This is a genomic window from Stieleria sp. (genome assembly GCF_041595215.1).
Lineage (GTDB): Bacteria > Planctomycetota > Planctomycetia > Pirellulales > Pirellulaceae > Stieleria > Stieleria magnilauensis.
Window position 1 is genome coordinate 1 of the sequence record NZ_JBFHKV010000085.1, and the last position, 14,398, is coordinate 14,398.

Consider the following 14,398-nt stretch of genomic DNA (forward strand, 5'->3'; position numbering starts at 1 on the left):
ACCTCCGCGCGGAGGTGACTTTTCGAGCGTGCGTCGGTGTCTCCAACCTCTGCGGCGACGGCAAGCGAAAGTGTCTGACAGCAGGAGTCGCCACGCAACCTGCGACAATTGCCGGTCTGGCTAGGAGAGTCGCGGACGAAATCGGAAGATGGATTCCACTGCTTTCAGGTCCAGGGCAATGCCAATCGAACGATGAAACTAAATTGCCCAACCTACCAATTCGGCTCCTGACCCTTTTTCTCCTCTGACCCTTTTTCTCCTCCGGTCAACGACTCCGAGGCGTTATCGGTCATACCTAGTTTGAGGTGTAGCGATCCAACGCCATTTAGCGAAGCAGCCAAACTTCTCTGATACTCGTGGACGTCGGGATTTTCATTCGCGAGCCTTTTCCTGATCGTGATTGCTTTCTGAAACAAGTCTAACGCATCGTCGGTCTCAAGTAATTGGCTGTGAATAGACGCGAGGTTGTGGTACGCAGTTCCCAAATTCGACTGATGTCTCGAGATCCTGGGATTCTCTCCTGCGAGCCTTTCTAGAATCTCGATCGACCTACGAAAGGAGTTCACAGCCTCATCGCTTCTCCCCAATTTCCATTGCGCAAGGCCCGCGTTGGTGTAAGCGCCGGACAAATCTGACTTCCATGCGAGCGCCATTGGATGATGGTAGCCGTGATCTTCCAGATAGGCGTTGGAATGTTGCGCAAGAGATTCCATCGTGGCGATGGATGGTTGCGCAATAGAGAGGGCCGCATTGTACGATCCACTGTCCATGTGGACTGAACAGAGAGTCGAGTAGCACAAAGCCAAATCATATTGCCAATTCATACGATAAGGTTTCTGACGGACAAGTTGTTCACACGTCGAGATTGCATCCTCGGCATAATACAGCGCCTCCTCACGCATACCGGCCGCCGCGTATACACTCGCGAGCTCGCGTTTGGAAATTGCGACGTTCAATTGACAATCCAGACTCTCTGGTTTTTTTGCGAGCAGGTTCTTGCGGCTTTGCAGCGATACCAAAAACAGATCAGTAGACTCGCGAAGAGACCCGATTTCTCGCGTGATTTTCCCCGCACGAAAATACGCATCAGCCAGTTCAGTTTTCATGTCAGGATCATCCGGCTGGTTGCCGACGAGCTCCGAGTAATAGCGGAGAGCTTGCATCAACAACTCCTTGCGTAGCGGTCGCATCGATGGCTCATTGAGCAACCGATGTTCGCTGATCTTGGTCAGATACGTATCGACTGCTTCGCGAGCCAGTTTTGCGTTGATATCGGCCTTCCAGCGTGCTGCTCGCTCTTTCGCTTCGGCTGCCTGTGCCTCATTTCGCTGCCGGACGATCAGAGTGTTACTGATCAACAGGCCGATGACGGTAAAAATGAGTGCGGCGACAACTGACGCGACGAGGCCTTTCCGCTTAGCCAGCCACCGCGTGGTTCGCTGAGCAATCGAGAGCGGTCTTGCTTTGATTGGTTCGTCATCGACAAAGGCGTGCAGGTCATTCGCCATTTCCGCAGCGGTCTGGTAGCGATCGTCTGGATGCTTTGAGAGCGCCTTGTGGACGATCGTTCGAAGGTCGTGGGGCACTGCGCGATTAGCTTGTGCTAGCGGCTTCGGATCTTCGAAGGCGATCTGTCTCAACAGCGTTTCGCGGTCGGGACCATCGAGAGCTGGGTTTAATGCGAGAAGTTCGTAGAGCGACGCGCCAAGGGAGTAGATGTCGACGCGATGGTCCACGACGACTCGTTGGGCCAACGCCTGCTCGGGCGCCATGTACCGTAGCGTGCCGACCAGATCGCCGGTCATCGTCACGCCCGCGTCGCTTTCGATGCGAGCCAGACCAAAATCGGCGACCCAAAGCTTGGTGCCACAATCGATCATCAGGTTTCCGGGTTTTATGTCCCGGTGCACGATGCCGTGTTGGTGGGCGTGATCCAGTGCCTCCGCTGCCTGTGCACCCAGGCGAGCCACTGAGCTAAAAAAAGGCCGGTCAAACCGACTGTGCTGAGTGGAGACAGCTGCTTCGACGTCTCGATGGGTTTCGTCGGCATGACGGATTGTTCCTGCTGCACTTTTCTTCGTTAGCTGGCCACAATCAATCGTCGGTTCAAGGCGGACGGCGCTGGCCTTTTCACTCGGATCGCCATGGCCTGAGAGGAACTTGTCAATCGATACCGGGTCGATTGACCCGGCATTCGTGATGCTGCGCTGAAGCTGGCTGATGAGGTCTGCAACGGTCAGTCCATTGATCAGCGACATGGCGTAGTAGTGGATGCCTCTCTCGATACCGACTGCGAACACTGGGACGATGTGGGGGTGGTCAAGCGTTGCCGCCGCACGTGCTTCGTTCTTGAAACGCGTGATCGCCTTCTGGTCCATCATCGCCGCGTACGGCAGGACCTTAAGCGCCACGCTGCGCCCCAGTGACAACTGCTCGGCTTCATAGACAACGCCCATCCCGCCGCGACCGATTTCGCGAACAATGCGGTAGTCGCCCACCGTGACCCGTCGCTGAGCAGTCTCCTGGCCAGTGACTTCGTCGCTGTTGTGCCGCTGGTCTTCCATTTGCGGTGCAACGTCGCGGATGAATTCGAGACTGTCGAGACAGCCTGCCAACTCCTCGGAAATACCAGCATGCTTCTCCAGCAGTGACTCACGAGATACCGGTTGGCCCTTCTCGATCGACGCGGCGTACTCCTCCAGTGCACGGGCCACTTGATCGTCCACCAACACACCATTCTTTCTGTCCGACATTTTCGTGACGCACGGCTCGACGTTTTTTGAATTCATGACGATTCCTGTTGAGATTGCATCAAACGACGTAACTGGACAACGGCCCTCGCCCACAGTTTTTGCGTGGCATTGACCGTACGCCCCATCAGCTCGGCAACCTCCGCTAATGGTTTCTCCTGCAACTCACGCATCACCAGCACTTCGCGATAGTCAGTCGGTAACCTGTGCAGCGCGTTGGCTAACAAAACAGCACGTTCGCGACGGACAGCCGATTGACTCGGTGATGGCTTTGGATCCACAAGTGCGCGTTCCAAGGTTCTCGAGGAGTGATTCAAATGATCCGACAGCTGGCGCTCCAGGTGCACGTCGCGACGCTGACGATTCAGGTCGCGAACGGCGTTGGCCGCCACATGGGCCATGATTTCCCGAAGCCATGCCGTCAGCTCTGGTTCGGTGGCCCCGCGGAATCGCGCGAAATCGCGGTGGGCTGCCAGGCTCGTCTCCTGAACCAGGTCAGAATCGCTCAGCTTCGACTGCAGGGCGCGGTCCGTCTTCAATCGTGCCAACAGTGAGAGATAGGGTCGATAGGCCTGCAGCAGGGCGCCAAGCGCCTGTTCATCTCCCTGGCGCGCTCGCTCCAGGAATGAGCTTGGATCGGCGCGGAGCGGATGGCTGGACATAGGCGAGTTCCCTTACTAAAGAAGGAACCATCCTAGCAGTCGTGACGCCGCGCAAAATCCTCCGAATTTACAAATAGATTCTTGAACGGCAGGAGCTCGGAGAAGTCGCAAACATTTCTCGTTTTTCGCGGCGTCGGGTGACGTGAACAGTTCCTCCTTAACTAGGCGAGGACTTTCTGGACCGTTAGCGACTAGAACGAGGAACCAAACGATGAGCATTCGTTACGTATTCAAGACATCCTGCGTCGTGCTGGCTACCCTCTGCATATTCTTCAGCGCGGTGCAACTCGCCGCCGCGCCACCGCCGGGTAAAGGTGGAGGCAACGGTGGTGGAGGGAGCAGCCCACCCGTGCAGTACGGCGTCACAGAAATTCCGTTTCCTCCGGGGCCGTGGCTGAGTCTTTTCAGTGGCTCTATGGCAGTCGTCGACGGCCAATTGCAAGTGGTCGGAATTGTGCGGGACTCCACGGATGGATCGGGCAACCGCCAAGCGTTCTTATCCATAAATGGATCGACCATCCTGTTGAACGACCTCGTTGACGGCATGGGCGGTTTGCGGGGCGGATGGAGCATCGCCAACGCGCGGGACATCAACCAGTTCGGGCAGATCGCTGGCTGGGCTGAGAAGGACGGCGAAATCAGCGGGTTTCGATTCGATCCACTGGCTAGCTCGCCAGAGAACCTCTTTGTTGTCTTGCCCAAACCCGAGGAGGGCGTCGATACCTGGCCCCACAGGATCAATAACGATGGGGACGTTGTTTTCGCAGGAGGAGATTTGACTGTTGTCAACTCGGGCACCACGGGTTTGAACACCGTCGTCACCGACGTGGGAGTTAGGCGAGGATTGACCGATCGTGATGCGAATGGATGCGTGAAGGTGCTAACGTGGGGACCGGCCCCGACCGATGGATCGATTTATGTGGTTCATCAAGACTCCGGTGCGGTATCCACTCCAGAGTCGTTGCCAGGCATCGTGCCGTTCGACATCAACGCCTTCGGCGTTGTCTGCGGATACACCACCACCGGAAAACAGGAATGGGAAGTCGCCGCCCGATACACAACGCAACTCGAGAAACTGAAAGATGGGAAGAAGGAAATCTTTGGGGAGGCGACCTCCATCAATAGCCTCGGTGATGTCGGAATCGATTTTGGTGCGATCTACACCGATCAACATGGCTACCTCAAGGTGGAGGACTTGATTCATCCGGATCATGTTGCAACCTACACCCAGGACTTCATCACGAAGTCCTTGACGAAAATTGGCGAGCCCGATGGAACGAGCGGTTTTTTCCCCATCCTGGTAGCGGGGAGTAGCGGTTTCGGTTCCGGTTACCGGATGCTTTTGTTGACGCCATTGGAACCGTAGCCCACTGAGTGGATCGACGTCTGGCCAAGCCTTTGCATGACCTTGCCAAGGGTCGAGAGCCTTCCCTTGGCAGCCGCAATGCCTTGACTTCTAACCTGCGGCGGATGGACCAGCCGACGCATGTTCATTCATTCGTTTCGGCGCAGCGGTGAATCTGACGGCCGCGGCGTAGCAGCTCCGATTGGACGCGGAGATCATGCAGACCGAAGCGAGCTTGGCAATGAAATGTGTTGGATTCCAGCGGAGGATCATCCACCCTTGTCGCTTTAGCGTCGACCGTTGCGTTAGAGTTCCGAATGACCAGTGCCCGTCACCGCCACGCCGGAGCCAATCCGCTGGAAACCAGAATCTCAATGACTTGGCTGCTGGTCCAAGATCGGCAAAGCGTGCTTGCGAATTCGCTACACCGGTTGATGAAACCGGAGCAGGTTCGCGACAGTCGTTTCGGCGCGTCGGTGTCCCGGTTTTGCAGACACCGAAGCAACTTCGGCCAAACGCTTCAAGCTAGCGGTCGATGCAACCGCTGCGCCTCACGCAGGAAAACCGCGTATCGGCTAAAGACCCGCAATGCACCCTTGGGGTCTCTCGAGACGCCACTCAGTTGATGACCTGAAACGCGTCAGCGATGCGATCACGCTCAATCCCGCACGGCCCATTCCGGCAGCGATTTCGTGCCTGTCGCGATCCACTCGACTTCCACAGCGATGAAATCTGCGCCCTGCTTGGACGCTTCAATCATGGAGTCCGTGTTTCGTTGGTAGGAAAGGTTGTCATTCCAAACCGCGCGATGGAAGAGAATTGTAGGTTGGTCCCACGCGAGATCTCCATCGGTCACAACTGGCGAGACCTGGAATGGGCCGGAAACTGTGATTGGCTTTTCCGCGCTACGGCTCAGGTGCAATCCATGAGTCGATACACCGAGGCTTGGTGAGATTGTATTCGGATCATCGTCCGATTGCTGCAGATCCAGCACAACATCAATCGCGGAAGGTTCCGAACGTTCACCTCCGCGCAAGATGTTCTCGCCGGCCACCTGCATTTTGCCATCGGAAATATGTAGCAAGCGGATTCGCACTGCAGCGACTTTCTGAATCATTAATTGCCACTGGTGTCCCTGGCCGTTTAGGCCGTTGTCGCGGTACGAGGCAACATTCACGTTGGGTCGTACGGCGTTCGCCTGGGTCCATCTGATTCGTTCGAGAACATCGGGCTGCAGTTGCCTTAGATCGGTGCACCAGATCGTCGAGTCCCATTGAGGTGAGTTGGCGGCGGCGAGTTTCGGCGGGATCGCGAAGACGAGATTTTCACGTTCGCCCAGATAGATACGTTCTAACCTGAGCAGTTGATCCACGAACTCATCGCTGGAAACAGTTCGAGGCTGTTCACCCGCACGAATCGAAAAGGTCGACGGCATGTTGGAGTATTGGAACTCGCACTCTTCCGAAGAACCGACATCAAACGTGCGGGAGATGACTTTTTCGACCGCATTGGCGACGGCCTGGATTTCCCCGGTCACTCGGATCTTGAAATTCACACCTTTGATCGAGCCGTCTTCCGCCAATTCACTGGTTTCGTCTACTGTTAGCGACAGGGACTGCGCAACTTTTTGAAGCTTGTCCGCATACTTGCCCTGGCGTCGGGCCCACGAATTCGTTGCGTAGGCCGGGAACCGGATTGCCACTCCGTCCTCGATCGGTTCAAGGACGACATAATTCTCATTCTCGCCGATAGAGCCGAGATTAAGAAAAACCATCTCATGGGGCGACGTCATCATCGAACCGATGTAACTGTCGAGTCGGCCAAGCGGCAAGCGGACTTCTTTTTCGCGCTGTGCAGCAATCTTGTCGTTGATCGCTGTCCATTGCGAGAAGAACATAGCGAATGAACCCGCGACTATAGTTAGAAGGCTTCCGGCAATGAGTGATCTCACGAGGTATTTCCTGGATGAAGTGGCTTGACTCTTTCGCAATTTGGATGGAAGCGGATTCGCCGTGGGATGCTGCACGTGGCTCAGGCAGCGCTCCAGCAAACCGTGGACTTCGTCAGCGGTGGCAAACCGATCCGACTTTTCCTTCGCCATCAGTTTCTCGATGATGGATACAAGCCAGTCAGGGACATCCGGATTGACTTGCTCAATCGGTGTGGGCGATTCATCGATGATCTGCCGCATCACCCCATACGATGAATCGTCACGGAACGGAGGGAGACCGGTGCAGAGGGCGTACAGTACGCTACCGAGGCTGAAGAGGTCGCTTTGCTGGTCGACTTTTTTGCCGGCTGCCTGCTCGGGGGACATATACATCGGTGTCCCCGCGATGGTGCCATGCTGGGTGACCGTATTGTCGTCAACCGCACGCGCGAGGCCGAAGTCGGTGATCGTGACGCGTTCGACGCCTTCTTCCAACAACACGTTTTCCGGTTTGATGTCCCGGTGCACTAATCCTTGATCATGAGCAGCCGCCAAGCCCTCGGCGATCTGCGATCCGATGCGTAGCACTTCAAGCAATGCCAATGGACCTTCATTTTCCAGACGTTTTTGCAGCGATCCTCCGCGAACATACGCCATCACGAGGTACGGAACACTCCCATCGCTCGAGACGCTGTGAATTGGAATCACGTTGGGGTGCAGAACGGCCGCAGCCGCCTTGGCCTCCCGCGCGAATCGACGACGCGCCGTCTCATTGTTTGCCAGGTGTGGTGCCAACACCTTCAATGCGACGACGCGATCGAGCGAAGGGTCGATTGCCTTCAGCACAACGCCCATCCCTCCCGCGCCGACGACACCTGAAATTTCATAGCACCCCAGACGACCAAGGCGGTGGGGATCATCAGAAGGTGCCAGCACGTCCATCACCGCCTGGATCGGACGTGCCGACGCGGCGTCAACAACTTTGCCGCCCTTCGAGAATTCTGCCGTGACGGCAATGTCGAACTCGGTTGGCCGCAGCAACTCGCGAGCTTCCGTCCACTGCTCAGGTTCAGCCGTTTGCGAAAGCATGTAGTCACGACAATCGTGGCATGTTTCCAAGTGCTCCGCCAAATCGTTTTCGATCCAAACCGATTCGCCTTGTAGAAATGCATCAATCCCCTGTCGATCACACTGGTTCGTTTTCATGATTCGTGATTCTCCATGTCTTCGACATAGCGGCGTAGACGCTTCATCACCCGGCTGCGCGCCGCATACACAGCGCCCACCGATTTGCCTAACGTCGCCGCGACTTGTTCGATTGGGATGTCCTCGATCACCGCGAGCTCGAATACCTTCCAGGAGTCCGTTGCGATCTCAGACTTGACCAGGGCTGCAGCCCGAAAAAAGATCTCCCGTCGGTATTCAAGCTCCAACTCTCGCGCGGGTCCGCTATCGTCATTACCCTGTTGATTCAGGAATTCCTGCACAGAAGTGCTACCGGCCGCGCGTTCCTTAGGACCTCGAGTCAACATGTTGAGGATTGCGTTCTTGGCGACTCGCCGTAGCCAGTGCCGAAAACGAGTCGAGTCATCCCGTTTTTGCCAACCCTCAATCGAGCGGGCAATTGAGACTAGCACCTGTTGGGCGAGGTCCTCCGCGTCAGCATCCTGCAATCCGCGACGGCGAGCCAGGCGATAGAGGATCGGCCGATAGACGGCAACGAATTCGTCCCATGCTTTTGGGTCGTCGCCGGCTTGGACCTGCACCAACAAACTGGCGCGAGTATCCGGGAATTCGTTGTCAGATTTGGTCACGGCTTATCCTCCTGGCCGGCTAAACACAGCCGCTGAGCACAATTCGACATCGATTATATGAAAAAGATGCGTTTTCCGAGGAAAGCCGAGAAAGTGCGGGAAAGATCACCTGATGAAACAAATTCAGCTTCCCGCTGGGAGCCGACTCATCGCAGAAAGATGGAAGCGCTTGAAGGTCCTTGACATCGAATCAGACCATTTCACAACCGAAGGCCTCATGCAACTCGGTGCGCTGTAGTATCTGGAGACACGGTCGGTAAGCTCGCCCTCGTTGCGTGAGTGGACGGTGGCACGTGGTCGATGGCACGTGGTCGATGGACGCGGTCAGGATGCTTCTCGGAGCGATCGCACGAAATAGCCGGTGGCTTGATGGTGCCGCGTCGCTGACTGTTAGATCGCGCCGTTCGGGACGGCCCCCAGGCCAACGCCGTTGAGGCAGCTGGTGTCCATCGATCCGTCTCGCACGACGAAGATCCCCGGGAACTTGTCTTCCCACGGCAGATTCGCCTTCGGGCAATACTGACGCGAATTCGATTCGATCGCGGCGACGCCGGGGACGTGGGCGGCGATGGCGGCCGAGTGAATCAGCGAGGCGCCCGGGCAAGTCAAATCTTGCACGCACAAAAACAGCCCCAGTTTCTGTGCGGCAACGGCCATCAACATCGATTGCGACTGTCCCTTGCACGCCTTGAGCGCCGCCCCGGTGTATCCCATCTCGCGGGCCAGCATCAACGATTCCAGATCGGTCAACGATTCATCGATCACGACCGGCTTGAGCTTCGCCGCTTCGTGCATCTTGTTCTCCGGATGCGCCTTCAGATCGCGCGCCGTCGGCTGTTCGATGTATTGCACGCGGTCAAATCCTTTCGGCGTCCGCTCGCGAAGTTTTTCCAACATCTCGATCAAGTAATCGACGTGTGGGCAGCGCTCGTTGAAGTCCAGCGAGTAATACCAGGTGTCGACGCCGAGTGTGGCCTGGGTTTCTGCGGCGATGCGATCGACTTTGACGATCCGTTCCAGATCCCAATTGACGTCGTCGCCGTTGAGTTTCAGTTTCAGGTTCGTCAGACCGTTGTAGCGAATCCACTCGGGCAACGTGTCGGGCAATCCATCGCCGGTGGGTTTCTGCAATTCATCGTCGTCGAGTGGATCGAGCGCGCCGACCAAATGGTACAGCGGCATCCGCGGCTTGGGCTTGTCCAGCAAAAAATCTCCGATCCAGTCTCCGGCATAGTCCGGGCCCAGGTACGCACCGACGTCACGGCTCATGAAGTCCTGGCCGTAGGTTTGAAAACAATTTTTGCCGTGGACTTTGCCAAACGCGTCGTGGATCGCCGCGTCAAAGGGGCTGCCGGTGACCATCGTGGCCAGCATCGGGATCGGTTGGACCAACTTGAGTTCGCCGCTGACCTCGGCGGCCGCCGCCAGATACTGTTCCTCCAACGCCATGCCCAGGTCGACCGGGTGTCCGAATTCGGTGTACTCGCCCGCGATCGTTTCGCAGCGCCCGGCCAGTGTGGTCATCGCGCCTAAGGTCTGGTCGTATTTCATCTCACGCGACGGGAACGCCCAGATGTTCGACAGCGGCATGGAACCGAACCCGGTGGCCGATTTTCCGTCGCGGGTGACGACATCACACTCCACGTTCAACACCGTGGCTTTATCGACGGGCATGCCGCCGAACTTCATCGTCGTCCGGTAATCGTGGTGCTCGTAACTGGTTCGGACGCCGGTGATGCGAATGTCGGTGGGTTTCATGATTCCTTGATTCAGATCGTTCGCGATGCAATTGGATCGCCGAGAGGAGGCTGGAGCCCGTCGATTGACGCCAAACGGCTGGCCCTGCGTGTGATGCGATTCAATCCACACGCCGCAGACGGGGCGGTAGTCTATCAGATTGCACCACCGGCTCGATGGCCGGGTGGAATGCACGCTCCGTTGGCGGACCACGACGTGCACTCGGGTGAAACGCGGACCGCCGGCGACAGATTGCTGAGCACCTTGTTGCGGCGTGCGGCGTTTCTGATGAGGTAGAATGGATGCATCGCCCTTGAAATTTTTGTTTCGACCATCGTCTCCGCTCCCGCCCCCATGTTTCTCCGCCGGCCTTTTTCGACGTTTCTGCCTCACGTGACGTTGATGGTGCTGGTGTTTGCGGCGTCCCCCTGTCGGGCGGATTCGGCGGCCCGTGAAGCCAACTTCAGAACCCATTTGCTGCCGTTGCTTCGCACGTATTGTTACGACTGTCATGATTCCGGCAGCGAAATTGACTTGGCCAGCGACGACCGCGCCGCCAGTCTGCAGACCAATCGGACCCGGTGGACTCAGGCGATCGCCCATCTGCGTTTGGGGACAATGCCGCCCGAAGACGGCCCGGAGCTGGATTCTGAGACGCGGCAGCGGATGGTGCGGATGATCGATGCGGTGGCCAATGCGGTCGATTGTGTCCAGAATCCCAACGCCGGTCGGGTCGCCTTGCGCCGGCTCAACCGTGACGAATACCGGAACACGATTGGTGATTTGACGGGCGTCGACTACACGCCGGCGGCGGATTTCCCCGGCGACGATGTGGGGTACGGATTCGACAACATCGGTGACGTGCTCTCGCTGCCCCCGTTGTTGATGGAAAAGTACGTCGATGCGGCGTTGCAGATTGCCGGCGAAGCGATCTACACGCCACCGCCGCCGGAGTTGTACGAGATCGAACGCGGCCCCGCGTCGTTGGTCGGTGCCGAAAAGTTCGGATCCCGTGTGCCACTCATTCTCGCCTCCCAAGGCACCGTTTCGTTGGAGGTCACGCTGCCGTTCGGCGGGATGTACCAGCTGACCCTGATGGCGGGCGGTGATCAGGGCGGGGACGAACCGGTCAAGGCGGAGATCGATTGGGGGCGTCGGCCGACCGTGATCGAAATCCCCAATCACGAGCCCCAGGAATTCAAGATTCCGATGCGTTTGGGAAAAGGCAAACGCACGATCAAAATCAGTTTCATCAATGACTACTACCAGAAGAACGTGGCGGATCGAAATTTCCACTTGCACCACGTGAAGTTGGCGGGAACCGAGACCCGAAGTGTTTCGATCGACGCGTCCAAGATTCCACCGAGTCATCAGAAGATCATTTTTGTCACGCCGTCCAAAGACGTGACCGTCGACCAGGCGACACGTGCTGTCCTGTCCCGGTTTGCCAGTCGAGCATTCCGTCGACCGGCCAGTGACTGGGAAGTCGATTGGCTCTCCGCGCTCGCCGCTCAAGTGCGTGATGCGGACGGAAGCTTCGAAGAAAGCATCCAAGTCGCCATCGGCGCCGTGCTCGTTTCGCCATCGTTTTTGTTCAAGGTCGAGCGGCCGCAATCGCCGGGGCCCGATGGATCGATGCCGCTGATCACCGATTACGAACTGGCGACGCGGATTTCGTACTTCTTGTGGAGCAGCATGCCCGACGATGAGCTGTTGATGATGGCCCATCGCGGTACGATCCGAGATCCGAACGTGTTGCTGAGAAAGATCGCGTCGATGATCCAGGACCGACGTGCCAACCAGTTCGTCGAGAATTTTGCCTCGCAATGGTTGCAGATTCGCAACTTGGAAAACGTCGATCCCGACACCAAGGTGTATCGTGGGTTCAACGACCCGATTCGCAAATTGATGATGCGCGAAACGCTGACGTTTTTCGCCGCCGTGATGCGGGAGAATCTGCCCGTGACCACGCTGCTGGACGCGGATTTCACGTATCTGAACCAGCCGTTGGCGGAGTTCTACGGGATCGCCGGTGTCGAAGGTGATGGATTTCGCAAGGTCTCGTTGGCCGGGACACCGCGTGGCGGATTGCTGACGCATGCCAGTGTGTTGACGGTGACCAGTAATCCGACCCGCACCAGTCCGGTCAAGCGTGGGAAATGGGTGTTGGACAACCTGCTCAATACACCGCCACCGCCGGCGCCCCCAAATGTTCCCGAATTGCAACGTGACGAATTGGTCGGCACGTTGCGAGAACGGATGGAGCAACATCGCCAGAACCCGGCCTGTGCGACGTGCCACAATATGATGGATCCGCTCGGTTTTGCACTCGAAAATTTTGACGCCGTGGGACGCTGGCGGAGCAAGGAAGGCCGCGACCCGATCGATGCCTCCGGCGTGTTCCCCGATGGGACGGCGTTCGATGGAGTGGATGATCTGCGTCGGCTGTTGGCCGGTTCTCGAAAAGAGCAATTCGTTCGCTGTCTGGCCGAGAAGCTGTTGATCTATGCGATCGGCCGCGGCACCGAATTTTATGACAAATGCGCGATCGACACGATTGTCAGCGAGTGTCGCAAGCACGACGACCGCTTCGCCTACCTGATCGCCGCCATCATTCAAAGTGACCCCTTCCAGAAACAAGGTTTCCGAGAGTAATTCGATGCCCAAGACCCTTTCTCGACGAACCGTATTGCGTGGCGCCGGCGTTTCGCTGGCCTTGCCGCTGTTGGATGTGATGTCATCAAGTCGTCTGTTGTCGGCCGCCGAAGCACGTGCCCGTCCGCCGCTTCGGATGGCATTCTTTTATGTGCCCAACGGCATGCACATGCCGGACTGGACGCCACAGAAGGCGGGTTACAAATTCTATCTGTCGCCGACGCTCGAGCGGATCGCCGACTTTCGCGACGACGTCAATGTGTTGAGCGGGTTGACGCTCGACGGGGCTCGCGCCCACGGCGACGGCGGCGGCGATCATGCCCGCAGCGTGGCCGCGTTTTTGACGGGCGCCCATCCCCGTAAAACCAACGGCGCAGACATCCAGAATGGCATCTCGGTCGATCAAGCGACCGCCAAGTACGTCGGCGACCAATCGCGTTTCGCGTCGCTGGAACTCGGGCTCGAAGCCAGCGCCCAGGCGGGCAATTGCGACAGCGGGTACAGCTGTGCTTACGCATCCAACATGTCTTGGCGTGGCCCGACCAACCCGATGGCCAAGGAGATTGATCCCGGGGCGGTGTTCGATCGGCTGTTTGCCGGAAAGAGCGTCAAGGAAACCAAACAGGCGAAAACGAAACGCGAACTGTTTCGCAAAAGTGTGCTCGATTTCGCACTCGAAGACGCCAAGCGATTGCATCAAGCCCTGCCGGCCGTGGATCGTCGCAAGCTGGACGAGTACCTGTATGCCGTCCGCGACGTGGAGAAACGACTCGGCGGTGCGGAGCGTTTGAGGTTTGATGAGAGCGGCGTTCCGGATTACCCGCGACCCAGCGGTGTACCGCGGGAATTGGACAAGCACAGCGATCTGATGATGGACATGGTCACGTTGGCGTTTCAAACCGACAGCACGCGGATCCTGTCGTTCATGTTCACCAATGCCGGCAGCAATCGAAGTTACAAAGAGATCGGCGTGAGCGAGGGGCACCACGAGTTGTCGCACCACGGCAAGAGCGCGCACAAGCAAACACAGATCGCAACGATCAATCGCTATCACCTGGACCGTTTCGCGTATCTGCTGGGGCGGTTGCGTAGCGTCCGCGAAGGCAGCCGGACGCTGTTGGAAAACAGCATGATTGTTTACGGCAGTGGCATCAGCGACGGTGACCGCCACAACCACGACGATCTGCCGATTTTGCTGGCCGGATCCGCGGCCGGGCGGATCAAGACCGGGCGTCATTTGAAGTACGAAAACGGCACGCCGCTGTGCAATCTGTACGTCTGGATGATGCAGCAAATGGGCGCCGACGCCCAGCAGTTCGGCGACAGCAACGGTGTGATCAAGCTGTAGCTCGCTGAAATGCATTTCAGCACGTGGCGTTACGGCCTGTTGATTTAATCCGATCGCACGTGGGATTAGCCGTTTCGCGCAAGCGTACGGGCATTCATTATGTCGATTACTCACCGGCGCCCGTAGGCTCGCGCCAAACGGCTGATTAAATCAACAG

8 protein-coding genes are annotated in these 14,398 nt (G+C 57.5%); 3 read left to right on the plus strand and 5 right to left on the minus strand.

The features are described 5' to 3' along the window. Nucleotides 1-212: 212 nt before the first annotated feature. A complete protein-coding gene (locus tag ABX749_RS05455; RefSeq protein WP_372895102.1) occupies nucleotides 213-2,789 on the minus strand; it encodes a protein kinase in 2,577 nt (858 codons plus the stop codon). Next, nucleotides 2,786-3,412 (minus strand): sigma-70 family RNA polymerase sigma factor, encoded by a 627-nt coding sequence (locus ABX749_RS05460; RefSeq protein ID WP_372895103.1) that lies wholly within the window; start codon nucleotides 3,410-3,412, stop codon nucleotides 2,786-2,788. The genes ABX749_RS05455 and ABX749_RS05460 overlap by 4 nt, the downstream gene beginning before the upstream one ends. 211 nt (nucleotides 3,413-3,623) lie before the next feature. Here ABX749_RS05460 and ABX749_RS05465 point away from each other — a divergent pair, with 211 nt between their 5' ends. Next, a complete protein-coding gene (locus ABX749_RS05465) occupies nucleotides 3,624-4,778 on the plus strand; it encodes a hypothetical protein (protein WP_372895104.1) in 1,155 nt (384 codons plus the stop codon). Nucleotides 4,779-5,415: 637 nt separating this feature from the next. Here ABX749_RS05465 and ABX749_RS05470 read toward each other — a convergent pair. From ABX749_RS05470 to ABX749_RS05480, 3 genes are all read right to left on the minus strand, one after another. Beyond that, nucleotides 5,416-7,893 carry a serine/threonine-protein kinase gene (locus tag ABX749_RS05470; protein ID WP_372895105.1) on the minus strand — a complete coding sequence of 826 codons (2,478 nt, stop codon included), beginning with the start codon at nucleotides 7,891-7,893 and terminating at the stop codon, nucleotides 5,416-5,418. Then, nucleotides 7,890-8,501: an RNA polymerase sigma factor gene (locus tag ABX749_RS05475; protein ID WP_372895106.1), complete on the minus strand. Its 612-nt coding sequence runs from the start codon at nucleotides 8,499-8,501 to the stop codon at nucleotides 7,890-7,892. The genes ABX749_RS05470 and ABX749_RS05475 overlap by 4 nt, the downstream gene beginning before the upstream one ends. 390 nt (nucleotides 8,502-8,891) lie before the next feature. Further along, complete coding sequence (locus ABX749_RS05480) at nucleotides 8,892-10,259, minus strand: enolase C-terminal domain-like protein (RefSeq protein WP_372895107.1); 1,368 nt, start codon at nucleotides 10,257-10,259, stop codon at nucleotides 8,892-8,894. Nucleotides 10,260-10,592: 333 nt separating this feature from the next. On the opposite strand from ABX749_RS05480, the gene ABX749_RS05485 reads away from it, so the two are divergent. Together ABX749_RS05485 and ABX749_RS05490 are read left to right on the plus strand one after the other, a co-directional pair. Continuing rightward, nucleotides 10,593-12,893 carry a DUF1592 domain-containing protein gene (locus ABX749_RS05485; RefSeq protein ID WP_372895108.1) on the plus strand — a complete coding sequence of 767 codons (2,301 nt, stop codon included), beginning with the start codon at nucleotides 10,593-10,595 and terminating at the stop codon, nucleotides 12,891-12,893. A 4-nt stretch (nucleotides 12,894-12,897) separates the two neighbouring features. Then, nucleotides 12,898-14,241 carry a DUF1552 domain-containing protein gene (locus ABX749_RS05490; protein WP_372895109.1) on the plus strand — a complete coding sequence of 448 codons (1,344 nt, stop codon included), beginning with the start codon at nucleotides 12,898-12,900 and terminating at the stop codon, nucleotides 14,239-14,241. Nucleotides 14,242-14,398 lie beyond the last annotated feature (157 nt).